Origin of the sequence: Vibrio sp. Y58_MX_L22 (genome assembly GCF_024181865.1) — a bacterium.
Taxonomy (GTDB): Bacteria; Pseudomonadota; Gammaproteobacteria; order Enterobacterales; family Vibrionaceae; genus Vibrio; species Vibrio alginolyticus.
On the sequence record NZ_JAMZAN010000001.1, the window covers coordinates 887,232 to 911,910 of the forward strand.

23 protein-coding genes are annotated in these 24,679 nt (G+C 45.3%); 6 read left to right on the forward strand and 17 right to left on the reverse strand.

What is annotated here, in order from left to right; genetic code table 11:
* Positions 1-6 precede the first annotated feature (6 nt).
* Positions 7-963 carry a cell division protein ZipA gene (gene zipA / locus NL626_RS03820; protein WP_253657010.1) on the reverse strand — a complete coding sequence of 319 codons (957 nt, stop codon included), beginning with the start codon at positions 961-963 and terminating at the stop codon, positions 7-9.
* Positions 964-1,214: 251 nt separating this feature from the next.
* Here zipA and cysZ point away from each other — a divergent pair, with 251 nt between their 5' ends.
* The 5 genes from cysZ to crr all read left to right on the forward strand — a co-directional run bounded on the left by cysZ (position 1,215) and on the right by crr (position 6,145).
* On the forward strand, positions 1,215-1,958 hold the full coding sequence (gene cysZ, locus NL626_RS03825) for a sulfate transporter CysZ (protein WP_025998633.1): 744 nt from the start codon (positions 1,215-1,217) through the stop codon (positions 1,956-1,958).
* Between the two features lie 164 nt (positions 1,959-2,122).
* Positions 2,123-3,091 carry a cysteine synthase A gene (gene cysK / locus NL626_RS03830; protein WP_005382045.1) on the forward strand — a complete coding sequence of 323 codons (969 nt, stop codon included), beginning with the start codon at positions 2,123-2,125 and terminating at the stop codon, positions 3,089-3,091.
* A gap of 300 nt (positions 3,092-3,391) precedes the next feature.
* On the forward strand, positions 3,392-3,649 hold the full coding sequence (locus NL626_RS03835; RefSeq protein WP_005382043.1) for an HPr family phosphocarrier protein: 258 nt from the start codon (positions 3,392-3,394) through the stop codon (positions 3,647-3,649).
* A 140-nt stretch (positions 3,650-3,789) separates the two neighbouring features.
* Positions 3,790-5,514, forward strand: coding sequence for a phosphoenolpyruvate-protein phosphotransferase PtsI (gene ptsI / locus NL626_RS03840; protein ID WP_005389298.1), 1,725 nt, complete (start codon positions 3,790-3,792; stop codon positions 5,512-5,514).
* Between the two features lie 121 nt (positions 5,515-5,635).
* A complete protein-coding gene (gene crr / locus NL626_RS03845) occupies positions 5,636-6,145 on the forward strand; it encodes a PTS glucose transporter subunit IIA (protein WP_005382041.1) in 510 nt (169 codons plus the stop codon).
* A gap of 94 nt (positions 6,146-6,239) precedes the next feature.
* Here crr and NL626_RS03850 read toward each other — a convergent pair whose 3' ends face one another.
* The 16 genes from NL626_RS03850 to NL626_RS03925 all read right to left on the reverse strand — a co-directional run bounded on the left by NL626_RS03850 (position 6,240) and on the right by NL626_RS03925 (position 23,741).
* The gene (locus NL626_RS03850; RefSeq protein ID WP_005382040.1) at positions 6,240-7,364 is read right to left on the reverse strand and encodes a flagellin; all 1,125 of its coding nucleotides are present in this window, start codon (positions 7,362-7,364) and stop codon (positions 6,240-6,242) included.
* Positions 7,365-7,480: 116 nt separating this feature from the next.
* Positions 7,481-8,614 carry a flagellin gene (locus tag NL626_RS03855; protein ID WP_005380447.1) on the reverse strand — a complete coding sequence of 378 codons (1,134 nt, stop codon included), beginning with the start codon at positions 8,612-8,614 and terminating at the stop codon, positions 7,481-7,483.
* Between the two features lie 506 nt (positions 8,615-9,120).
* Positions 9,121-10,275: a flagellin gene (locus tag NL626_RS03860; protein ID WP_005382038.1), complete on the reverse strand. Its 1,155-nt coding sequence runs from the start codon at positions 10,273-10,275 to the stop codon at positions 9,121-9,123.
* A gap of 427 nt (positions 10,276-10,702) precedes the next feature.
* Positions 10,703-11,896: a flagellar hook-associated protein FlgL gene (gene flgL, locus NL626_RS03865; RefSeq protein WP_005382037.1), complete on the reverse strand. Its 1,194-nt coding sequence runs from the start codon at positions 11,894-11,896 to the stop codon at positions 10,703-10,705.
* Positions 11,897-11,909: 13 nt separating this feature from the next.
* Positions 11,910-13,850 (reverse strand): flagellar hook-associated protein FlgK, encoded by a 1,941-nt coding sequence (flgK, locus tag NL626_RS03870; RefSeq protein WP_253657011.1) that lies wholly within the window; start codon positions 13,848-13,850, stop codon positions 11,910-11,912.
* A 160-nt stretch (positions 13,851-14,010) separates the two neighbouring features.
* Complete coding sequence (flgJ, locus tag NL626_RS03875; RefSeq protein ID WP_253657049.1) at positions 14,011-14,937, reverse strand: flagellar assembly peptidoglycan hydrolase FlgJ; 927 nt, start codon at positions 14,935-14,937, stop codon at positions 14,011-14,013.
* Between the two features lie 16 nt (positions 14,938-14,953).
* Positions 14,954-16,045 (reverse strand): flagellar basal body P-ring protein FlgI, encoded by a 1,092-nt coding sequence (locus NL626_RS03880; RefSeq protein ID WP_005393118.1) that lies wholly within the window; start codon positions 16,043-16,045, stop codon positions 14,954-14,956.
* 43 nt (positions 16,046-16,088) lie between these two features.
* Positions 16,089-16,868, reverse strand: coding sequence for a flagellar basal body L-ring protein FlgH (gene flgH, locus NL626_RS03885; protein ID WP_005382033.1), 780 nt, complete (start codon positions 16,866-16,868; stop codon positions 16,089-16,091).
* A 30-nt stretch (positions 16,869-16,898) separates the two neighbouring features.
* Positions 16,899-17,687 carry a flagellar basal-body rod protein FlgG gene (flgG, locus tag NL626_RS03890; protein ID WP_005382032.1) on the reverse strand — a complete coding sequence of 263 codons (789 nt, stop codon included), beginning with the start codon at positions 17,685-17,687 and terminating at the stop codon, positions 16,899-16,901.
* Positions 17,688-17,705: 18 nt separating this feature from the next.
* Positions 17,706-18,455: a flagellar basal-body rod protein FlgF gene (gene flgF, locus NL626_RS03895; protein ID WP_005382031.1), complete on the reverse strand. Its 750-nt coding sequence runs from the start codon at positions 18,453-18,455 to the stop codon at positions 17,706-17,708.
* A gap of 330 nt (positions 18,456-18,785) precedes the next feature.
* Positions 18,786-20,099, reverse strand: a complete 1,314-nt coding sequence (gene flgE / locus NL626_RS03900) for a flagellar hook protein FlgE (protein WP_253657012.1) — start codon at positions 20,097-20,099, stop codon at positions 18,786-18,788.
* Between the two features lie 30 nt (positions 20,100-20,129).
* Positions 20,130-20,840, reverse strand: a complete 711-nt coding sequence (gene flgD / locus NL626_RS03905; protein WP_005382029.1) for a flagellar hook assembly protein FlgD — start codon at positions 20,838-20,840, stop codon at positions 20,130-20,132.
* Between the two features lie 17 nt (positions 20,841-20,857).
* Positions 20,858-21,271 (reverse strand): flagellar basal body rod protein FlgC, encoded by a 414-nt coding sequence (gene flgC / locus NL626_RS03910; RefSeq protein ID WP_005393132.1) that lies wholly within the window; start codon positions 21,269-21,271, stop codon positions 20,858-20,860.
* 5 nt (positions 21,272-21,276) lie between these two features.
* Entirely contained in the window at positions 21,277-21,672 is a 396-nt protein-coding gene (gene flgB, locus NL626_RS03915; protein WP_005382026.1) for a flagellar basal body rod protein FlgB, read from the reverse strand.
* A 303-nt stretch (positions 21,673-21,975) separates the two neighbouring features.
* Positions 21,976-22,803 (reverse strand): protein-glutamate O-methyltransferase CheR, encoded by an 828-nt coding sequence (locus NL626_RS03920; protein WP_005382024.1) that lies wholly within the window; start codon positions 22,801-22,803, stop codon positions 21,976-21,978.
* Between the two features lie 11 nt (positions 22,804-22,814).
* A complete protein-coding gene (locus NL626_RS03925; RefSeq protein WP_005382022.1) occupies positions 22,815-23,741 on the reverse strand; it encodes a chemotaxis protein CheV in 927 nt (308 codons plus the stop codon).
* A 76-nt stretch (positions 23,742-23,817) separates the two neighbouring features.
* Between NL626_RS03925 and flgA the strand changes: the two genes are divergently transcribed.
* Positions 23,818-24,564: a flagellar basal body P-ring formation chaperone FlgA gene (gene flgA, locus NL626_RS03930; protein ID WP_005382020.1), complete on the forward strand. Its 747-nt coding sequence runs from the start codon at positions 23,818-23,820 to the stop codon at positions 24,562-24,564.
* The last annotated feature ends 115 nt before the right edge of the window (positions 24,565-24,679 follow it).

The following is a 24,679-nucleotide window of genomic DNA, read 5'->3' on the forward strand; positions in this document are numbered from 1 at the left end:
TTAAGATTATGCGTTAGCGGCAGTAAACTCAACTATTTGACGTCGATAAGATGCTAAACGATCTGGCGTCATTAAGTTGCGCTGGTCATCAAGTACGTTACCACCTAAGTCATCAGCAATTTGCTGCGCAGTTCGAAGCATTAAGTTGAAGTTCTGTTCAGCCTCGCCATAACAAGGCAATGTCATGAAGAATGAAATACCCTTCGTTGTAAACTCAGCAGGATCAGCATGCTCAAACGTACCAGGGTGCATCATATTAGCGACGCTAAACAGCACTTTGCCGTTACCGGACAAGTCGACATGACGGTGGAAAATATCCATCTCGCCATAAATTAAGCCGTTTTGTTGCATACTCTCAAATAAAGCAGTACCAACAAATGGCTCTTCACCCGCACAGTGCACATTCAATACAATCACTTGCATTTCAGGTTCTGGCTTTGGCTCTTCTTTAGGCTCCGCAACAACAGGATCACTAGTAATTTCTACTTGCTGTTCTTTCTCCGTAATATCAAACGCGGCGGGAATAGCGTCTACTTCCACAGCGGGCTGGAATGGCTCTTCAGCTACTGGTGCTTGAACAACAGGCTCAACGTCCTCTTCTTTATCTTTTTCTGCAACAAATGAAGGGATGTCATCCGGCTCCTGCTGCGTCTGTTTGACTTCAGATGGACCACCGAATAACGGGTCAGATTCAAACTTGTTGTCGAAAGAATTCGCCATCCCAAAATCTGGCTCTTTGCGATCTTTGCGAATGATCTCAAAGTCATCTTCAGGAGCGGGAGCGAAGTCTCGTTCTTTCTCAACAAGATCATTTTTGTCTTCTTGGTCAACATCCAGCTTACCAAGTGGCTTGTTACCAAACTTTGCTTTGCCTTCTTTTTTACTGCTCCATAAACCATGAAACAGTAATGCCGCGATGGCTAATGCGCCAACAACAATGAGTACGAATCGCAATTCCTGCATTATTTACTCTCAATATACTTGTTTTTACTACTCGCAGTTCCTTGAGCAGCAACCCAAGTGCAATAAATCTGAATGATACGTTTACTTTACCAAAACTATATGTAGATTTAGAACAACTTAATGCAAGAAGTTCCGTTTTTTGTTGTGATTCTTGCCACGATTCCACTTAACAAGACGTCATTTGTCAGGGCATTGAAAGAAAAGTCCTCACAGGTACAATGAGTTTTCATTTACACGAAGCCAAAATAGACATGAAGCAAAACAATCAGCAGAGAACCGGGTTCGGTTATTTTCTATACGGGATACAATTGGCACTTGCCCCTAAAATCAGGCGCTTTGTCATCTTACCTCTACTTGCAAATATCTTGCTTGTAGGTGGTGCCATCTTCTATCTATTTTCAAACCTTAATATATGGATAGAAGGCTGGATTGGGCAGCTGCCTGAGTTTTTATCCTGGTTAACTTACATTCTTTGGCCTTTACTCGCTCTGACGATACTCGCTACCTTCTCCTATTTTTTCAGCACGCTCGCGAACTTTATCGCCGCGCCATTCAATGGCCTCTTGGCTGAAAAAGTGGAAGAGTACTTAACGGGACAAAAAGTAAATGATGATGGTTTCACTGCCGTCCTGAAAGATGTTCCTCGCGTTTTAGCTCGTGAGTGGAGAAAGCTCCTTTACATTTTACCTAAAGCAATAGGCCTATTCCTGTTATTGCTCATCCCTGCCCTTGGACAAACAGTAGGACCATTTTTATGGTTTATCTTTACCGCCTGGATGCTCGCGATTCAATATTGTGACTACCCGTTTGATAACCACAAAATCCCATTTAACGACATGCGTTACAAATTGAAACAAAAGCAAGGTAAGGCCTATGGCTTTGGGGTATTGGTGTCTGTATTTACGACGATCCCAATTTTGAACCTCATTGTCATGCCTGTAGCAATATGTGGTGCAACCGCTATGTGGGTCGCGGAGTTTAAGCACCAACGATAGTCGATTAGAGATTAAGGAAAGGGATCAGCGCCAGCTTTTCCCTTTTCTTTTATCAAGTTCTGGGCCAACCTAATAAGATATAACTTTTTAATCCTTTTCCCTTTTTTTCATACCGCATATTCTTCTATCCATATTCACACAACGTGTAATGAAGGAACATCACTATGAGCAAAATCTACGAAGATAACTCTCTTACTATTGGTAATACACCTCTCGTTCGTCTAAACAAAGTAAGTAAAGGCAAAGTTCTCGCGAAAATTGAAGCGCGTAACCCTAGCTTCAGTGTTAAGTGCCGTATCGGTGCAAACATGATTTGGGAAGCAGAGAAAGCGGGGCTTCTTAAGCCAGGTGTAGAGCTTGTAGAACCTACCAGTGGTAACACAGGTGTTGCTCTAGCATTCGTAGCGGCTGCTCGCGGTTACAAGCTAACATTGACCATGCCTGAATCAATGAGCCTAGAACGCCGTAAGCTACTAAAAGCACTAGGCGCGAACCTTGAGCTGACTGAAGCGGCGAAAGGCATGAAAGGGGCGATTGCTAAAGCAGAAGAAATCGTAGCAAGCAACCCTGAGAAGTACCTACTTCTTCAACAATTTGACAACCCAGCGAACCCAGAAATCCACGAAAAGACTACGGGCCCTGAGATTTGGGAAGCGACAGACGGTGAAATCGACGTATTCGTTGCTGGTGTTGGTACGGGCGGTACTATCACAGGTACAAGCCGTTACATCAAAGGTGAAAAAGGCAAAGCCATCACTTCTGTTGCAGTTGAGCCAGCAGAGTCTCCGGTTATTGCACAAGCACTTGCTGGCGAAGAAATCCAACCTGCCCCACACAAAATTCAAGGTATCGGTGCTGGTTTCATCCCTGGTAACCTCGATTTAGACATTATTGACCGTGTTGAGCAAGTTACCTCAGAAGAAGCGATTGAGATGGCTCGTCGCCTAATGGAAGAGGAAGGTATCCTAGCTGGTATCTCATCTGGCGCAGCGGTTGTTGCAGCGAACCGACTTGCGGAACTACCTGAATTTGAAGGAAAAACAATTGTAACTGTCTTGCCAAGTTCCGGTGAGCGTTACCTAAGTACAGCACTCTTTGCAGGTATCTTTACCGAAAAAGAGAACCAACAATAATATGTGTTCAAATCAATTTTTAGTTTAAAAAAGCCCCGTTTAGGGGCTTTTTTGTTGATCCCTGCCCTACCTTTGGTAATATCAGGGTGTTTTATTTCTAGCTTCAAAATAAAGAAGCAGAACACAAAAAGGTTTCAAAGTGATTACGCACGCAAACAGTTGCGTAGTTACCAAACTTTTGACTAGTATCAGAACTGACGCGCTTTGAACTCTTCCCGTGCTAGCGCACAAGATGTAAAGCAGTTAAGCTAAAATCTGGTCACAAACTAACAAAAAAATACATTTATTGGGGTATATCACATGTACGAGAAGCAAGTAGAAATCACAGCAGAAAACGGCCTTCACACTCGTCCAGCTGCACAGTTTGTTAAAGAAGCAAAAGCATTCGACGCAGACATCACTGTGACTTCTAACGGTAAAAGCGCTAGCGCTAAGAGCCTGTTCAAACTACAAACACTAGGCCTAGTAAAAGGTACTCAAGTTACTATTTCTGCTGAAGGCCCACAAGCTCAGCAAGCAGTTGACCACCTAGTTGCTCTAATGGACCAACTACACTAATCCGGTCTCCTACTCCAGAAGCCATTTTGTGAAAGCAAAATGGCTTCGTTGGAAATAGGCTCAAAACTAAGCTAAAACTATTCGTTAGCGCACCCATTATTCTCCCGTTTTATAAAGTTGACCAAACTTAAGGTAAGGCTATGATTTCAGGCATCCTAGCATCTCCTGGTATTGCAATCGGTAAAGCACTACTACTTCAAGAAGATGAAATTGTCCTAAACACAAACACTATTTCTGACGATCAAGTAGAAGCTGAAGTTCAGCGTTTCTTTGACGCTCGTAACAAATCTGCAGCTCAGCTAGAAACTATCAAGCAAAAAGCGCTTGAAACGTTTGGCGAAGAAAAAGAAGCGATCTTTGAAGGTCACATCATGCTTCTTGAAGACGAAGAGCTAGAAGAGGAAATCCTAGCACTTATCAAAAACGACAAGATGACTGCTGATCACGCTATCCACTCAGTGATCGAAGAGCAAGCATGTGCTCTTGAGTCTCTAGACGACGAATACTTAAAAGAGCGTGCAACTGACATCCGCGATATCGGTTCTCGTTTTGTTAAGAACGCACTAGGCATCAACATTGTTTCGCTTAGCGATATCAACGAAGAAGTAATTCTTGTTGCTTACGACCTAACGCCATCTGAAACTGCACAAATCAACCTAGACTACGTGCTTGGTTTTGCTTGTGATATCGGCGGTCGTACATCTCACACTTCAATCATGGCTCGCTCACTTGAGCTTCCAGCTATCGTTGGTACTAACGACATCACGAAGAAAGTTAAGAATGGCGACATGCTGATTCTTGACGCAATGAACAACAAGATTGTTGTTAACCCATCAGAAGCTGAGCTAGAAGAAGCGAAAGCGGTTAAAGCAGCATTCCTAGCTGAAAAAGAAGAGCTAGCGAAACTGAAAGACCTACACGCAGAAACGACTGACGGTCACCGTGTAGAAGTTTGCGGTAACATCGGTACAGTGAAAGACTGTGACGGTATCCTTCGTAACGGCGGTGAAGGTGTTGGTCTGTACCGTACTGAATTCCTATTTATGGACCGTACTGCGCTACCAACTGAAGAAGAACAGTACCAAGCGTACAAAGAAGTTGCGGAAGCAATGAACGGTCAAGCTGTGATCATCCGTACTATGGATATCGGCGGCGATAAAGATCTCCCATACATGGATCTTCCAAAAGAGATGAACCCATTCCTAGGCTGGCGCGCTGTACGTATCAGTCTGGATCGTCGTGAAATCCTTCGTGATCAGCTACGTGGCATTCTACGTGCTTCTGCACACGGCAAACTGCGTATCATGTTCCCAATGATCATCTCTGTCGAAGAAATCCGTGAGCTTAAGAAAGCGATCGAAGAGTACAAAGAAGAGCTACGCGCTGAAGGCCACGCGTTCGACGAAAACATCGAAATCGGTGTTATGGTTGAAACTCCTGCTGCTGCTGCGATCGCACACCACTTAGCGAAGGAAGTGTCTTTCTTCTCTATCGGTACAAACGACCTAACTCAGTACACACTAGCGGTTGACCGTGGTAACGAGATGATTTCTCACCTATACAACCCACTATCACCAGCTGTACTTACAGTGATCAAGCAAGTTATCGACGCTTCTCACGCAGAAGGTAAATGGACTGGTATGTGTGGTGAACTTGCAGGTGACGAGCGTGCAACACTTCTACTTCTAGGTATGGGTCTGGACGAGTTCTCAATGAGCGGTATCTCTATCCCTAAAGTGAAGAAAGTAGTTCGTAACTCTAACTTCGCAGAAGTGAAAGCAATGGCTGAAGAAGCCCTTTCTCTACCGACAGCAGAAGAAATCGAAGCCGTGGTAGAAAAGTTTATTGCTGAGAAAGCTCAGTAATCGGTAGTACCAAGTAATTCAATACTTAATGGCCATTAGACGGCGAAAAAAGTCGTCTAATGAGCTATATTGGTATACTATAATTCGACAGAATAAAACCAAACCTTAGGAGCATGACACAATGGGTCTGTTTGACAAACTTAAGAAGCTTGTATCTGATGACAGCGCTGACGCTGGTGCTATCGAAATCATCGCGCCACTTTCTGGTGAGATTGTAAACATCGAAGACGTGCCAGATGTTGTTTTCGCTGAGAAAATCGTTGGTGACGGTATTGCTATCAAGCCAGCAGGCAACAAAATGGTAGCTCCTGTAAACGGTACTATCGGTAAGATCTTCGAAACTAACCATGCGTTCTCTATCGAGTCTGACGACGGTGTTGAGCTTTTCGTTCACTTCGGTATCGACACAGTTGAACTAAAAGGCGAAGGCTTCACGCGTATCGCTGAAGAAGGTCAAACTGTTAAAGCTGGCGACACTGTAATTGAATTCGATCTAGCTCTTCTAGAAGAGAAAGCGAAGTCAACGCTAACTCCAGTTGTTATCTCTAACATGGACGAAATCAAAGAGCTAAACAAGCTTTCTGGTTCTGTAACTGTTGGTGAAACTCCAGTTCTACGTGTAACTAAGTAATTTTTACTTAATCGAACACGAAAAAAACGCTGCCAATGGCAGCGTTTTTTATTATCTGACTTTTTTCTGAGCGATGTGCATCGCTGAAACACGTTCAACTGAGCAAGCCTAGTGCTGAGCTCGGCCTTTGCTTCGCTTGAGCGAGTAATGCAGTTGTCGCATCTTGGAGCACTTGAGAACGCACCATTTCCGTAGATTCTCTTGCGAAGTCTGTATCTCTTATTCGACTCTTGGATTCTGTAACACTCCGATTCACAGTATTTAAGTTATCCATCGAGCCGTTTACACGGTTCTGAAAGCTGCCAATTTCACTCCGGTGCGAATCAACATACTTAATTGCTGCATCAATCACCCCAATTGAAAGCTGCGCCTTACCTGCCGTCGACATATCGATGTCATCCATTGTGACTAATTGACCAGCGCTCACATCAAGCTCATCCGCTAAACTCCCATCGAGAACCACACCCTCTGGCGCCTTCATCGTAGAAGCGAAGAATTGCAGTTCGTTGTTTTCCGTTACTGAAGCATTCACTATCGATTGTTGAGCATTGATGTAAGTGGCGACCTGTTCTATACGGTCACCCAATTTGAGTCCAATGGATTCCGTTTGGGTTTGCCCTTTACTGTCTTGGTATTCGACTTTTAGGGTTTGGTTATCTTTAGTGACTCGCCAATCTTTATCGACCGCATCACCAACATAATGCTGCCCTCCCATCTCTGGGATATGGCTACGCATGTTACGTAACGTCAAAGAGATTGAATTAGCGTTCGCGCCAATATGGAAACTTTGTGAACCGTAAGATCCATCAAACAGGTTTTTATCCGCAAATGTTGTCGTGATCGCGACACGATCAAGCTCATCTTGCAGCGCTACGACCTCATATTGAATACTTTGCCGATCACTTGAGTCATAACTGCCGTTTGCTGCTTGAAGCCCCAGAGAGCGTAAGCGTTGCAATATGTCACTGCTTTCGTGCAATGCTCCCTCCGCTGTTTGAGCAACAGAAAAAGCGTCGTGCGCATTTCTTAAGGCGACATCAAGCCCTCTCGTTTGTACATGGAGAGTATTCGATATCTGTAAACCTGCCGCATCATCGCTCGCCGAGTTGATTCGAAACCCCGAAGTTAGGTTGCGTTGTGACTCAACATTTTGCGCAGCTGCTTGACTCAGGTGTCTCTGCGCCACCATCGCAGAAACATTGGAATTTAAAGAGATCATCTAATCGATATGAATGCCTTATCGAACATACTGTCAGGACACATCTGAATCGTTATAGCCAATAAGCAAAAAGCCAGGGATGAGCCTGGCTTTGGTTTCTTGCTTTGTTAAATTGATTAACCTAGCAGACTTAGCGCTGAGTTAGGCGCTTGTTTCGCTTGCGCAAGGATTGAGCTTGACGCTTGCGATAGAATTTGTGATTTGGTCATTGCCGTCGTTTCTTTCGCGAAATCTGTATCTTTGATACGGCTCTTCGACGCATTCACGTTCTCGTTAATGTTGTCCAAGTTGCTGATTGCGTGGTTGAAACGGTTCTGGAATGCACCTAGCTCTGCGCGGTGGCTGTCTACGTATTTCAGTGCCGCATCGATGATAGCAACAGATTCTTGTGCGCCACCAACTGAGGTTACGTCGATAGTATCTACTGTTACTTTTTTGCCTTCGCCTAAGCCTAGTTCACCAGATAGACCGCCTGAAAACTCGACCTCGCCCTCAACTTTGTTGTTGCCAGCGAAGATTTGCAGTTTACCGTCTTGGTCTACTGAGGCTTTCACTAGGTCAGTTTGGCCGTTAATGTAAGTCGCAAGCTCTTCGATATCGTCACCCGCCTTTGCGCTGATGTTGATTTCTTGCTCTTGGCCGTAGCTGTCCGTTAGGTTGATTTTTAGGTCGTTCTTACCTTCAGCAACGTTCCAGTCTTTACCTTTACCACTTTCAGCTTGGTAGCTCACACCGCCCATCATTTTGTTGTCTGAGCGCATGTCTTTTAGCTCAAGCATCACTGCTTCACCGTTATCCGCACCGATTTGGAACGATTTCGCACCGTGTGTGCCGTTTAGTAGCTTGTTACCACCGAAAGAAGTGGTTTCTGCGATACGGTTTAGTTCGTCGTTTAGCGCGGTCACTTCTTCTTGAATCGCAACGCGCTCTGCTTTCGAGTTTGAACCGTTTGCTGATTGTAGAGACAAATCACGCATACGTTGAAGAATGTTAGTGGTCTCGTTCATTGCACCTTCAGCAGTTTGTGCAATCGAGATACCGTCGTTCGCGTTGCGAACCGCTACATCCAAACCACGGCTTTGTACGTTCAAACGGTTCGAGATTTGTAGACCCGCAGCGTCATCTTTTGCGCTGTTGATTTTGAAACCCGAAGACAAACGCTCCATAGAAGTTTGTTGAGCTGAGTTTGCGTTGTTTAGGTAACGCTGAGCGGTCATCGCTGATACGTTAGTGTTTACATTCACTGCCATGGTGATTTCTCCAATTGATTTTCCGGTGTAGCGGTTTCCGACGTCTCGGAAAACCAAGTAGTTCTCTCAAAGTTACCTCTATTAACGACACCAAATTCAGAAGCTTTAGAAAAAAGTTTAAAAAAATAACATTGCGAGATTTAGCTAATAAAATTGAAGAAAAGTAAGAAAAAGTGCTCAAGTTTCCACAAATCGAGCCGAGAGGGCTAAATTGTATAGAAAATCAGCAAAAGGAAACAATTAAAGGTAAGTTCGCAGACGATAGACGTGAAGATTAGAAAAGAAAAAGCCCCTTTTCCTTTGAGAGAACTGGGGCTAGGTTGGTCGCCAGAGCCTATGTGGAGATCAAGAGAAATGAACACATTTCCGGCATACCGAGTGCAACTTTACATTGAAAATGATTGGCAGGTGAGAGATGAGAGAGCCGCTCATTCTATTGTAAAGCTGCTTGCCAAAAGCCTGCATTCCCATCCACGTCTGAATGTATTGAGTACAGGCTAAGTAAACTACTGCAATAGTGACATTGCAGAGTTTGGCAACTGTTTCGCTTGAGCAAGAATCGATGTACCTGCTTGTTGCAAAATTTGTGCTTTGGTCATTTGCGTGGTTTCTTTCGCAAAATCTGTATCTTTAATTCGGCTGTTCGATGCGTCAACGTTTTCTTGGATGTTTGCCAAGTTGTTGATGCTGTGACTCAGACGGTTTTGCTTCGCACCTAAGTCTGCACGTTGCGAGTCTACGTATTTCAGTGCCGAATCCAGCACAGAAATCGCGTTTTGAGAACCTTGTACCGTGGTCATATCAATATCTTGTACTGACGTTCTGATAGGTTCATCACTCAGGCCAAGCTCAGATGCTAATCCACCAGAAATAGAAATCTCACCCTGAACGTTTGGATGCGCGACAAAAACTTGCAACTTGCCATCTTCACTTACAGACGCATTAATCATATCAGACTGACCATTAATGTAAGTGGCAAGCTCTTCGATGTCGTCGCCCGCTTTGGCATTAATGTTGATTTCTAGATCATCAACATTGCCGTCTTCGTCTTCACCCATACCTGGTAGCGTGATCTTCAAGTCAGATTTAGCTGGGTCAACGCTCCAGTTTTTATCTTTACCGTTCTCAGATAAGAAGGTCACACCGCCCATGCGAGTATCGTCCGCACGAATGCTGGTGAGTCCCATGATCATGGCTTCACCTGAGCTCGCACCAATCTGGAATGCTGCTTCACCGAATGAGCCGTTCAATAGACGACGACCACCAAATGAAGTGGTTTCTGCAATACGGTTTAGCTCGTCAATCAATGCCATTGACTCTTCGTTGATCGCCTGACGCTCAGCTGGAGAGTTAGTACCATTCGATGATTGAATCGCAAGGTCACGCATTCGTTGCATGACAGAGGTTGCCTCATTCATCGCACCTTCAGCGGTTTGTGCAATCGAGATACCATCGTTCGCGTTACGCATTGCGACATCTAGGCCACGAGACTGTGCAGTTAAGCGGTTAGAGATCTGTAGACCTGCCGCATCATCTTTTGCACTGTTAATCTTATGTCCTGAAGATAAGCGCTCCATCGACGTGTTTAATTCATCAGTCGCTTTGTTTAGGTAACGCTGCGCGGTCATCGCGGAGACGTTAGTACTAACTGTTACAGCCATTTTGCTCTCCTGTTGAGTTCGCAAGCTTTTGCGAAGCGGCCAGCTTTACTCTCATTTGGATAAGCACTGACCGTAAAAGTTACTTGCTAAATCTGCCTTAAACGCAGGGTTTAGAATCTCTAAATCTGTTCTGATATTTTCAATACAATTTGTGTGCCAACTTGAGTAAATTATTTAACTACTTTTAAAAGAATCAAATAAACAATAAGTTAGCTTTATCATTAAGCTATTTCCGGTTTGTCAGACTCATCTTAGCCCATGGGTATTGAACGCTGCCCTGTTGCCGCCCGACTTGCCTCCCGCATCATTGCCGCTTTGGGTAAAATCGTGCCGCATAACATCTCAGACTCTCAGGTTACGTCGACTTATCGCGCTTAAGGCTTTGCACATAAGGCATCAAAATCAGACAATGTGTATGAGTGTCATACTAGATGTAGTTAAACAACGTTAGATCTTTGGTCTTACCGAATGCTTGTTGCGATGCCTGTAACGCTCGCGAGTTTTCACTGAACTCGATCACGGCTTTAGAGTAATCCAAGTCCTCAAAGTTGCTCTTCGCTTTTGCCAGAGACAAATTAAAGTCTTCATGATTTTGCTCTTGGATATCCAGCGTACTCAATCGAGCACCGGCATCTGTACGCGCTTTATTCAAATGGATAAAAGCAGCGTGGAATTCTTCTGTCATTTGGTGCAATTTGGCGGTCGCCGACGTATCCGAAACCGATTTGTCTGACCATGCCATTGCATCCTTGAAGGTATCGAAAATGCTGAACTCTGCCCGCTTTTCGATCTCAATGCTGTCACCAGGCGTAATTTGGCCTTTTACGTGCACTTTCAGGCCTTTGTATTCAATCCCTTTCTCTGGTGAAAACTCATCGGCATCCACTACTTTGCCGTTACGCTCTAATTGGTAACCAAATTTGCCGTTATTCATATCGACAAATGTCACGCGATACGCCGCATCATCCTTAGCGTCAACGTTAGTAGCTTTGTTTAGCAACAGCTCAGAGCCGTTTTGTAGATCGTAATTCGGCTGATAGTCGCCAAATGGGTTTGGTATCTCCATAAACAGCTTGCTGCCGGGATCGTTCATTGGCATCTCAAGCATGCTGGAGACTTTCATTTTGCGCTGATAATCGTCCCCAGCGTATTGCACGCTACCATCTTTATCGCGATAAAATGGTTGGCTTTTTGGCTTAGTGCCAGCAAACACGTAGTTACCAGATTCATCTTGCGAGTTCACCAAGTTAAGGAAGTTGTTCGCAATCTCTTCTAGCTCACGCTTCTTTGCTTGTCGGTCTTCCGCAGAAAACGCACCGTTAATCATCTCCATCGTTAAGCGCTTCGACTCGTCGGCAAAATTCTCCGCATTGGCGATATTAACTTCGTGGTTTTCTAGACGATTACGCACCAACACTATCGAGCTAAGATATTGTTGTAGCTGTTCTTGTTGCTGACTAATGTTTTGGATGTAATGCGCAGCGAGGGGGTCGTCACTAGGTTTCAGTAACTTTTTCCCTGAAGCAAGTTGCTCTTGGTTGTGGTGAACCTTATTCTCTTGACGACGCAGATCATTTTGTACGGACTGATAGTTATGGAAACTAGAAATTCGGGTTAGCACTTATCTCTTCTCCTTACCTCAGTTGTAAAATGGTATTGAAGGTATCATTCGCCGCTTGCATCACACGTGATGAAGCCATGTACGCTTGTTGAAACTTCATCATGTTGGCCGCTTCTTCATCGAGGTTAACACCAGAAATAGAAGCAACGCGCTCTTGCGCCGCTTCATGCTCTAAACGAGCGACGGAGGCTAAACGGTTTGCTGTAGAAGACTTCAGTCCAACTTCGGTATTGAGGTTATGATAAACATCGATCAAGGTACTGGATTTTCCATCCATCATCTTGTCTGTTTGGATCTTCTGCATTTTTCTCAAGTTGCCGTTACCACCTTCAGAAGGCACCAAGTTTGCGGTGAATTTATCATTCATCAGTGCGCCTTCGCTCAACTCAAACACGGTTGCATCGCCGTTTTTATACAGCGGATGACTTTTCGGCACTGAGATTTCAATCATCGGGTTATCTTTATCTAACGGGTATGAGTATTTGTCCGATAGTAAATTACCCTTGTTATCCGTGATCTTTAACCACGGCTTATCATGCTTCTCGTCGGCTGGTTGTACGGTAACCTCAAACTCTTTAACATCCCCCGCCTCACGAATTTTAAACTTGGCGTTACCTTGTGCAAAAGTGGTTGAGGCTTCATAACTTTGTGCGGCAATAGCTTTTGCATCATTGGTTTCCATCTTTATGATGGCTGCACCAGTTCTCGTTGGGCGGAGCAATACGCGCTCACCGGCGGCAAGGCCTTCACCAATTTGCACTTTCATACCATCCAGAACAAACGACGAATCCGAACGGTCGATGTTCAACGACATTTGCTCACCTTTCGGTGTTGTCACGCTGTATTGGTCGCCATCATAACGCAGCGAATATTCACCACCTTTGATCGCGGAAATGTCCTCGATGTAAACCGCAACATCAGCTTGAGAGTCAGGCGCAGCAAAAACTCGAGATTTTGCCACCAGCTCAGAGTTCACATCGGTAAATACGTCTTTACCTATCTTACCGTTGAGATCCAGACCTTGAGATTGCAGCTGATTAATTTTGTAGGAGAAACCCGTCGCTAAACGGCCCATTTCATCTTGCAGTTGTGGGATGTGTTTGTCGCGCATTTCAAGTAAAGCGCCGATTTTGCCATCCATATCATCAGACTTGATCGCTTTAATGCCATTCCCTTCCACCATTGCTAATCGTCTTTGATGAACATCCGGATAGCCATCGATCATTTTGAGCTGGCTTGCTTCCGTACCAGAAACAAGTGTGTGTCCATTGCCGATATGAACATTAAACCCTTCCGCATTTTTGCGTGGGGTTACAGTAACTTTGGTGTACTCTGACAGCTCAGTAACCAGCTTTTCATGCTGATCCATTAGGTCATTATGTGGGCCGGGGGTGCGCATCATCAGTCGATGAATATCGCGAATTTCCAACGCAAGTTGGTTAACGCGCTCAATGCCCATATCCAATTTTTTATTGGTGACATCAGATTGCAGTCGAACGGTTTCGTGGAAATCATTTAATGTATCAGAGAAGATTTTCGCCTTTTCCAATACCACTTTTCGTGCCCCTAAATCGTTCGGGGTATCTGCCATGGTTTTTACCGCATCGAACCACTCATTCAGGTTCTCGGGAATTTTCTTCGATGCTACGGAGCTCAACATGCTAGAGAGCATATCAAGATTGTCTTGGGTATCCGTTTTGTTGGCATTGTTGGTCGACGACAGGTTCAGTTCATTCACGGCAAACTGATCCCACGAGCGGCGAACATTTTCCACATGCACACCCATGCCGTAGGTAGAACCACCAAACATGCGCGGATCATTCGTGCCTTGGATAACAGACTGACGGCTATAACCCTCTGTATTAACATTAGAAATGTTATGACCAGTGGTGTTTAATTGTCTCTGAGCAGTAAGCACACTTTGAGTACCTACATTCAGAAGATCTGACGCCATACATGCCCCCGAAAACGAAATATAAATCGGCAAAACCGATCACCTAGACACATTAAAAGCAAAAGATGTGCCAAGTGATAGAAAGGCGTAAATGTTCAGATAAAGTGAAGGCTTGCACTATGGCAAGCCTTCGAGAACGTCATAAATTGTCGCAGAGACATTACATACTTTCGATTTTATCCTTCACCTGCAGGACTTTATCTGCGTAATTCGGATCGGTCGCGTAACCCGCACTGTGGATACCGCGAATAAACAACTCTGAATTCCCGCGTTTCTGCAATGCTGTATCGTAACGTGGGTTGTCATTCAAAAATCGTACAAAGTCATTAAAGCTGTCTTCGTAACTTGAGTAGGAGCGAAACGCTGCCGTCTCTTTCACTGGCGTGTTATCGTGGAACTCTAAAGTTTGAGTCGTCACTTTGTCACCCTGCCAGCTTCGATCTGCTTTGATATTAAATAGGTTGTTGCTGCTGCCACGCGCGTTCTTCACGACCTTTTGTCCCCACCCCGTTTCCAAAGCGGCTTGCGCAAGTAGCAAAGATGGCTCGACACCTAGGGCTTTCGCAGCTTTCTCCGCGTATGGCTTCATCGAGTTAACAAAGGATTCTGGTGAATCGAATCGAGTGGGTTCATTACTTGGTCGAGATAGTTGACCAGATTCAATCAAGCGCTGTTCAATCTCGCGCGCTTTTTTCGGGTCAACACGACGATATTCCGCAGCATTGTTTGCCGCATCACGCATAGCCGTTTCTTTTTTGTCGTTCCCTTGCCCAGCCGTTAATTGCTTAACAATCATATCGGCCAGTCCCATTGAACCAGACGAACTCAATTCACTCGCCATCTGTTCATCCAACATTTGTCGGTAGAACTTCTCGTTTTGGCTGTTCATCATGTTGGACTCAAAGCCCTCATTGGCTTCACGCATGGATTTCAACATCATGGAGGTGAAGATCGATTCGAACTGACGAGCAGCCGCATGCAATGCTTCTTGCTCGCCATCTTTTCCCTCTTTCACTGCTTTTTGACGCAGAGTATCCAGAGAACTGATGTCATGGATAAAACCAATGTCGTTAGGATTGTTCATTATACCTACCTCCTAACCATTAAATGATGATCAACTGGCCTTCAATGGCACCAGCTTGCTTCAATGCTTGTAAAATTGCCATCAAGTCCGAAGGCGCAGCCCCGACTTGGTTCACGGCACGGACCAAATCATCCAACGTTAAGCCTGGTTCGAACTTAAACATTTTGCCTTGCTCTTCGCTGACTTCGATATCCGAGTCTGGTACGACTACGGTTTGCCCACCAGAAAAGCCGTTAGGCTGGCTAACATTCAGGTTTTCTTTGATCGCAACCGTCATGCCGCCGTGCGTTACTGCTGCTGGTTTAAGACGCACATGCTTACCAACTACGATGGTGCCCGTGCGAGAGTTAACGATGATTTTGGCTGCACCATCTGCTGGGTCGAACTCTAGGTTTTCGATTGCCGATAAGAACGCAACACGCTGGCTGACGTCACGAGGAGCACGCACGCGCACTGATGTCGCGTCAACAGCGCTCGCCATTTGTGGGCCAAGGAAGTTGTTTACAGCATCCGCCATACGTTGAGCCGTTGTGAAGTCTGACTCAAGCAAGTTGAACGTGATGTAATCACCACGACCAAATGGGTTTGGAATTTCTCGCTCTACTGTCGCACCACTAGAGATAAGACCAACGGTTGGATTGTTACCTACGATTTTAGAACCGTCAGCGCCTTCAGCACTGAAGCCGCTCACTACTAAGTTACCTTGAGCAACCGCGTAAACTTGACCGTCGAGACCTTTGAGGAACGTTTGTAGTAGCGTACCACCACGCAAACTTTTAGCACTTCCGATGGAAGAGACTGTCACGTCCACTTGCTGACCCGGTTTAGAGAAAGGCGGCAATTCTGCCGTAACCATGACTGCGGCAACGTTTTTAATTTTTGGCTTTGTGCCCGGCGGCATCTGAATGCCGAAGTTTTGCAGCATGGCGGCGAAACTTTGCTCTGTAAACGGGTTCGCTTCACCCGTACCAGGTAAGCCTGAAACCAAACCATAACCCACGAGTTGGTTGCTTCGTACACCTGCCACTTGCGCGACGTCTTTGATACGTGCGGCTTGGGCTACGGTAGAAAACAGAGCAACGCTCATCAGTACTAAAAGGAGTTTTTTCATGCTTACTTATCTCTTGCAGTCAAATTGCCGTCAGCAGGGCGTGTTATAGCGCTACATTAAAGAATCGTGCCAAGAAGCCTGGCTCTTGCATATCTTGTTGCAAACCAGTGCCAGAGTACTGAATTCTTGCGTTAGAAACGCGATTTGATGCAATGGTGTTGTCGAAATTAATATCATCCGGACGAATAGTGCCACTTAAACGTATGTACTCATCACCTGTATTTAGCGTCATCCACTTCTCACCGCGGATCACGAGGTTGCCGTTTGCCAGTACTTCAATCACCTCAACAGTAATGTAACCACTGATGCTGTTGCTCTGCTTTGCAGAAGAGTCACCTGCAAATGAGTTGGAGTTGTTTAAGTCATAAGAGAAATTATATTTTCCGCCAATTTGCAGCTCTTCTCCGCCCACTTGAAGCGGGTCCATTTGCGCTTCATTGGTTTTCGATAAATCGGCATTTGCGCTTTTCGTCGCACTGGTTGTCTCATCCAGTGTTACGGTAATAATATCGCCAATACCACGTGGTTTAGAATCGTCGTATAGATCGGTAATGTGCTCGGCGCTAAACAACGAACCTGTTGCAGCAGCATAATGCTCAGGTTTGTTTTTCGGATGAATTGGAGCCCAAGCAGGATCGCCAGCAACCGGATCGCTTCTACCACGTAAAGTATCTACAATACCGCTGCTCTCTTCTTTCGATTTATCGCCTTCTACTGCGTCGACCACAGTGGTTGCTTGTGTCACTTCATCCGTTTCAATCGGTTCCAACATGGCACAGCCCGACATCGTAGCAATCAAAGCGAGTAGGCAAATACGTTTCATCGTGAGCTCCTCAAATCTTGCTCTTAATCGTTACAATTGCTGGTTAACGAAGCTCATCATTTTATCGACTGACGAGATCACTTTTGAGTTCATTTCGTAAACGCGCTGGGCTTCGATCATGTTGACCAACTCTTCCGTTACATTCACGTTGGACGCTTCCAGCATGGATTGACGGATTTCACCCAAACCGTCCAAACCAGGAACACCTTCTTGTGGATCGCCACTGGCACCCGTTGGTAAGTAAAGGTTCTGGCCAATTGGCTCTAGGCCACCTGGGTTAACAAAGTCTGTAATGGTTAGCTGACCAACGACTTGGTTGTCTTGCTGACCACGGACGCGAACCGATACTTCACCATCCGTACCGACAGTGATAGAAATCGCATCTTCTGGAATCACAATTTCAGGTTCTACAGGGTAGCCAGAACCCGACGTGACTAACGTGCCTTCACCATTTAGCGTGAACTGACCGTTACGGGTATAACCGATGTTGCCGTCCGGCAATGTCACTTGGAAAAAACCGTCGCCTTCCACCATCATGTCCAGTGCGTTGGTCGTTGTCTGTGCATTGCCGTGCGTGTGCACTTTTTGCGTCGCAACTACTTTAGAACCCGCACCTAACATCAAGCCACTTGGCAGTTCCGTGTTCTGAGATGACTGGCCGCCAGGCTGGTTGATGTTCTGATAGAACAAATCTTCGAATACTGCACGGCTCTTTTTGTAGCCGACAGTAGAAGCGTTCGCCAAGTTGTTCGAAATCGTGGCAATGTTGGTTTGTTGGGCGTCTAGACCTGTTTTACTTACCCATAGTGCTGGATGCATAGTGAACCTCTAACTCTGTTAACTCATACGAAGCAGTGAATCTGAAGATTTATCCATTTCTTCAGCTGTGCTCATCATCTTGACTTGCATTTCAAACTGACGTTGTAAGTCAATCAATGCGGTCATTTCACCTACGGCATTCACGTTACTGCCTTCTATCGCTCCCGTCTGGAGGCTAACAGTCGCGTCTGCTTCGTAAGGTTGGTTTGGAGTTTTATGGCGAAATAAGCCATTGGTGTCTTTAAACAAGCTTTGGTCATTAGGCTTAACAAGCTTAATGCGATCAACCGCTTGGAATTCTTCTGCCGGGGCACCTTGAGGAAGCACAGAGATGGTGCCATCCCGACCGATTTCAATTTTGGAGAGAGGAATAGGCAAAGTAATCGGCGCATCGTTTTCACCCAGCACCAAATGACCACTTGCGTTGGTAAGCATGCCATTTTGATCGACTTTTAGGTTGCCGTTACGGGTCAACCCTTCTTTCCCTGTGTGATCGAGTACCGATATCCAGCCGCTGCCTTCAATCGTCACATCCAGATCACGCCCTGTTGTAATCACGCTACCTTGAGCAAAGTTATGCCCTGGACGCTCTGTCATGCTGAACACACGTGAAGGATGGCCTTCACCATAAGCCTGCATTGAGCGAGCCTGTGCTAAATCAGCCCGAAATCCGGTCGTGCTTACGTTAGCCAAGTTATTAGCGCGCAATTGTAGTGCCTGCATATTTTGCTTGGCCCCACTCATTGCGAGAAACAGTGCGCGATCCATAAATTACTCCAAAAAATCTCTCTGTACACGGAGTAAAAGCAATAGTTATGCCAAAACAAAAATAGACTTATAAATCAATACTTTGGATTAAGAACCAACAATGAAAAGAGGTCAATAGAGGCAGAAAACTGTAACGAGAGGCAAGGTTTTGATCCATACGGCGGCAACAGCGGCAAATCGTAGATCAAAGCATGCTTAGCCTGAGTGAGGTGTATTCAGGCTAAGCATCAGATGAATGTCATGATGAAAATGAACAAAGCGGTAATTACTAAGAAGCAATCACACGCCATTGCTTACTCAAGCAGAGTATCGAATGACCCAGCTAGTGCTCTAGCGGATCTGTAAGATATTCTGTTGTAGTTGGTTGTGTACTTCTAGCGAACGTGAGTTTGCTTGGAAGTTACGCTGAGCAGAGATCAGGTCCACCAACTCCTGAGTCATATCAATGTTTGATTGCTCTAGCATACCGTTGTTGATGGTGCCGAAAGAGCCTTTATTTGATTCACCCCAGATCTTGTCACCAGAGAACTGCGTTGAATCCCATTGAGTGCCGCCTTTCTTATCCAGACCTTGCTCGTTTGGAACACGTACGAGAGCAACACGACCCAATGTAACGTTTTCACCGTTTGAGTAAGTTCCCAATACGCTGCCGTTTTCATCGAAGTCAACTTTGGTTAGGAAGCCCGTTGTTGCACCGTCTTCGTCAAACTTAGTCAGTTCGAACGGAGCCGCAAACTGTGTTGCTGAGCCTAAGCCGAAGTTAAGCGTCTGCGCAGGATCGGCACCATTCATATCGACTGGTATCGTGTTCGTCGCCGGATCACCCAGAGCCACAGAAGTGATTGGCTGACCATTGTTCAAGCTCGCCAACGTACCATCGTTGTTGAACTTCATGGTATGCCCCACATGACCTGTTGGCGTTTGCGCATCACCAGCCGCAACATTTAAAGGCTTTTCACCTTCTTTATCTGTCACGGTGTAGTAAGTGTTCCATGTATTTGGCTGAGTCTGATCTTTCAAGTAATACGTCGTTAGCTTGTAAGACTGACCCATCGAGTCATAAATTGTCGAAGAGGTTGAACGGTTGTATGTATCTGGGTCTGAAAAATCAAACTGCGTTGGATCTTTCAAATCGCCGTTCGCTGGCAAGTTCACACCCACTTCAATGTTTGCTGTTTGTTTTGGCTTACCAAATTCAGCAGGAATATTGATGGGTTGTGGCTCGTATGAAGAAACCTCACCAGAGCTTGGGTCCACTTGGTAACCTAATAAGAACTCATCGTTCGCGGTCACCATGTAGTTTTCTTTATTTAAGTGAAATGCACCATTACGTGTCAGTTCATTCTGTTGTGGAGTTAGACGCTCTTTCGCTACAGCGAAAAAACCTGTCCCCGAAACACGCAAATCCATTGGGTTGTTGGTGTAAATGCTAGAGCCTTCATGGAACTGCTGTGCCACTTGGCTTGCTTGCGCACCACCACCCGGTGTGGTTTTTGCGTTAGTAAATAAAGAGTTAGAGTAGACATCAGCAAACTCAGCACGGGACTCTTTAAAGCCGTACGTGTTGGCGTTCGCAATGTTGTTACTGGTGGTGTTCAAATCCAGTTGGGCGGCGGACAAACCGCTTAAAGATACATATGACATTCCAAAATCTCCTAATCTAGCGAGCTATGACTACGCTTTGCCGACTTCCAATACTTCTGCAAGTCGAACTGGCGATTCAAAACCAGCCAGATTGAGTAATACGTTTCCGTCACCTTTGCCAAGCAATACGCTGTTTACGTTGGCATACGTCGATACTGGGAACTCTTGCGACTCCCCCTCAACTAAGCCAGACGCTTTCACTTTGTATTTGCCAGCTGGCAGTGGATTTCCGCTTTCATCTTTACCGTCCCAAAGCACACGCGTGTCGCCGGCTGGTTTCGCCCCTACCTCAAAGGTACGAACCAGTTGGCCAGCTTCATCCTCTACACGAACAAACAGATTATCGATAGATTGTGAAAGCTTAACCATTGCCGCCATTGGTGCGTCGTCCTGCTTCACACCTGCTGCTCCTGGGACCAATACGTCACGCCCTACCAAAGAGGAAGCTTGTAACGCTTGATTTGATGTCATTGACGAATTCAAACTCTCAAACTGAGTGTTCATCTTGCCAATGCCATCAACGGTCGCAAATGAAGCCATTTGCGCAATCATCTGGTCATTACTTACCGGCTTAAAAGGGTCTTGCTGAGACAGTTGCTTCGTGAGCAATGATAAGAAGTCTTCCTGTTTTAGGTCCTGCTTACCCGTGCTCTCTTCCGCTTTCTTGTTACTCTCTTGTAGACTTTTAAGCTGGTCGATATAGGACAAGCCGCTTTGACCAACGTTGTTAATTCCGGCCATACGCTACCCCCTTATCCTTATTGACCCATCTGCAGCGTACGCAGCAGCATTTGTTTACTAGAATCAGCGACCTGTACATTAGTTTGGTATGCACGAGAAGCTGAAATCATGTTTGCCATTTCTTCCATTACATTGACGTTAGGCTTGTAAATGTAGCCTTCTTCGTTTGCAAGGGGATGGTCTGGGTTGTACTCCGCACTCAGCGGTTTATCACTTTCTACAATACCCATCACTTTCACTGGCACCGTATCACCGCCACGCATGGCGTTACTTAACTCTGCACCAAACACGGCATGACGCGCTTTGTAAGTGTCTTTCGCAGAGCTGCTGACACTGTCGGCGTTCGCCAAGTTGCTTGAGGTAGTATTCAGACGAACGGATTCAGCGCTCATTGCGGAACCTGTCACATTGAAAACGTTAAATAAGCTCATCTAAATTATTCCCCTTTGATTGCTTTGGTTAAGTTCTTGAATTTGCTGCCTAGAAAGTCGAGTGATGCTTGGTGTCTGATTTGGTTTTGCATAAACAAGTTACGCTCTAAATCCAAGTCTACCGTGTTGCCATCTCCCGTATCTGGTTGCGTAGGAAGACGATATAACTTGTCCCCAACCAACGTTGTAGTGGCAGGAATATGCCGACCATCTGTGCGACTAAGACCAATGCTTGCCCCAGATGTTGCCGCTTGCAATTCCTTCGCAAAGTCTAAACCTCTTGCTTTGTAACCAGGCGTGTTTGCTTGTGCGATGTTGGTGGAAATCACCTCTGCATTGCGCTCACGTACGCCCACCGTGTGCTGGTGGATGCCTAGTGCATTGTCAAAAGATATAGCCATGTTTGCCTCTACAATTAAGAACTGACCGTGATTGATAACCAAAAAGCAATTAGCATGCCAAAACCTAAAGCATTACACCAACCTAGTGGTTACCGTGAATTGAAATAGCAATAAGTGAGCCAAAGTAACTGGAATGTCATGTCGTATCACTTTGCTCACTTAATAAAGATACACCGTGTTGAGGGCACAAGGCAAAAACGCGCTTCAACTAATTGAGTGATACATGAAGCGCTCGGCGCAGAAAGGTAACAAACAAAAAAGCCTGACACGAAGTCAGGCTTTTCTATCAATGAAGAGATACCGCTATTTAAGCTTGTAAATGATGCCCGGATTACAGCGCACCATTTCAAATTTATCAGTCAGACCAGTTAGCGACTCTGATGCCCCTAACAGCAAGTAACCACCAGGGTTTAAACTGCTCGCCATTTGGTTAAGCACTTTAGATTTCATTTCTGGAGAAAAGTAAATCAATACGTTACGACAGAAAATGATGTCGAACTTACCCATCAGTGCGTAACTGTCCATCAGGTTTTGTGGACGAAAGTTCACCAAACGCTTGACGTTATCTTTGACTTTCATGCGACCACCGTCCGCATTTTCAAAGAAGGTGCGACGACGTTCTGGTGAAAGCCCGCGACCCAAAGCCAAGTTGTCGTACACCCCTGCACGACACATCTCGAGCATACTTGCCGAAATATCTGTGGCTGTAATGGACACGTTTGGTAACAAGCCCGGCTTGCGCTGTTGCGTTTCCAGGATCGTCATTGCAATAGAATACGGTTCTTGGCCCGATGAACTGGCAGCAGACCAGATCTTAATTGGGCGCTTGCTTGCCGCTACTTCTGGCAATAATTTGTCAGCTAAAACCGTGAACGGATAAGTATCTCGAAACCACAAGGTTTCGTTAGTCGTCATCGCATCCACAGCGGCGACTCGTAATTCTCGATTACGCCCTGTAACAACATCACGTAGCAAATCTGATAACGATGCGAGCTTAAACTTCGTCACTAAAGGACTCAGTCGGCTACGCACGAGGTATTGCTTGCTATCACCTAACACGATGCCACATTGCGATTCTAGAAAACGGCTAAAGTCACGATACTCTTGATCACTGATTGTAATAGCAGTCATTAATGTCTCTTTTATTGTGTTAATGCAGATTTAACCGCGTTACCCAACTCATCTGGGTTAAATTTCGCAATGAAGGTGTTGGCACCTACACGCTCAACCATAGCTTGGTTGAATACACCACTTAATGAAGAATGGAGGATAACATAAAGGTCTTTCAAATCGGCATGTCTGCGAATTTCAGCCGTTAAGGTATAGCCGTCCATTTCTGGCATTTCAATATCGGAAATAACCAACGAAATTTGATCGTAGATATTGCCTTCTTGAGCCATTTCAATCAACTTATTGTACGCTTCTTTGCCGTCTTTGACAGATACGACCTCAAAACCGATGGATGTAATCGCACGCTCTACCTGTTTACGCGCGACCGTCGAGTCATCAGCAATCAGTATGCGGCGTACAATAGGCTTTTCTTGTTCTGCTTGTGCGATTTCTTCGCCAATAGCGGAATCCATCGTTTCATCAACTGGCGCAATTTCTGCCAGGATTTTTTCAACGTCAAGGATTTCAACCAGCTCATTGTCAATGTTTGTCACGGCAGTCAAATAGTGCGCTTTACCTGCGCCGTCTGGCGGTGGCAAAATCGCTTCCCAATGCATATTGATAATACGCTCAACCGATGATACCAAAAATGCTTGGATCGTACGGTTAAATTCTGCAATAACAACAAAACATTTATCTAAATCAGTGGTTGGGCGGCCACCAATTGCCAGGCTCAAATCAATAACGGACACGGTATGGCCGCGGATATGAGCGATACCTTTAACCAGAGGGTGTAGATTTGGCATTGAAGTCAGCTTAGGGCACTGTAGTACTTCTTTCACTTTGAATACGTTAATGCCGTAGCGCTGTCGGCCCATCAGTCGAAAGGTCAATAATTCCAATCGGTTCTGACCGACGAGTTGCGTACGCTGATTCACCGAGTCAAGAATCCCCGTCATATGCTCATCTCCATCTCAAACTTTTTGTTTTTAAATGATACTCTACCACTGGCAAGCACGATACCAGGGAGACAGTATGGCGTATTTCACTTTCACTTCGACACCATTGACTATGACAATATGTAGAGCGCTAATTACAAAGTACGCTAAGTCTATCGGCATTTTGCTCAGTATGTTTAGCTTTTTTGTTCATTCAGCTTCAGATAATCAGATCGAGCAAATAAAAACAGCAGCAGAACAACATATTCTTGCTACGGTTGATCAGCCTGATGGTGGCGAGCTATCTGTTAATGCGGCAGAGATCGACTCGAGAATAAAAGCAACGGATTGCCCTGTTCCGTTAGATACATCTGCCTCTTCCACCAGCAGCACGAGAAGTAACATCAATGTGTTAGTGGAATGCCAACCGGATGACTGGAAAGTCTATGTCCCTGTGAGGATCTCGGTATCAGTACCAATGATCGTCGCTACACGAACACTAGGGAGAGGAGAAATCGTCAGCGCATCGGATGTTACCACTTCCATGATCGAGCTACAGCGCTTTCGTAAAGATGGATTTTCTAGCTACGATCAAGTGGTTGGGGCAAAGCTAAAGCGTAATGTTCGTTTAGGCGATGTCGTAGAGAGAAATGATGTTTGTGTGGTATGCCGAAATGAAAAGGTCATTATCAAAGCGGTGAATTCTGGCATGACGATCACAACGCAAGGCACAGCATTGCAGGATGGTTCAGCTGGCGATCAAGTAAGAGTGAAAAATGATAAGTCACAACGTATAATAGAAGGCATAGTGACTGACATTGCGGAAATCACTGTTAATTTTTAATACCCACTGGTAGCGTGTTTAAACTGATCAATAAAAATGCAAAAAATGACTAAAGTTATTTTTGCGCTGGTCGATAGTCTGGATACCAGTATTACGATACAAGGCAAAGGTTAAA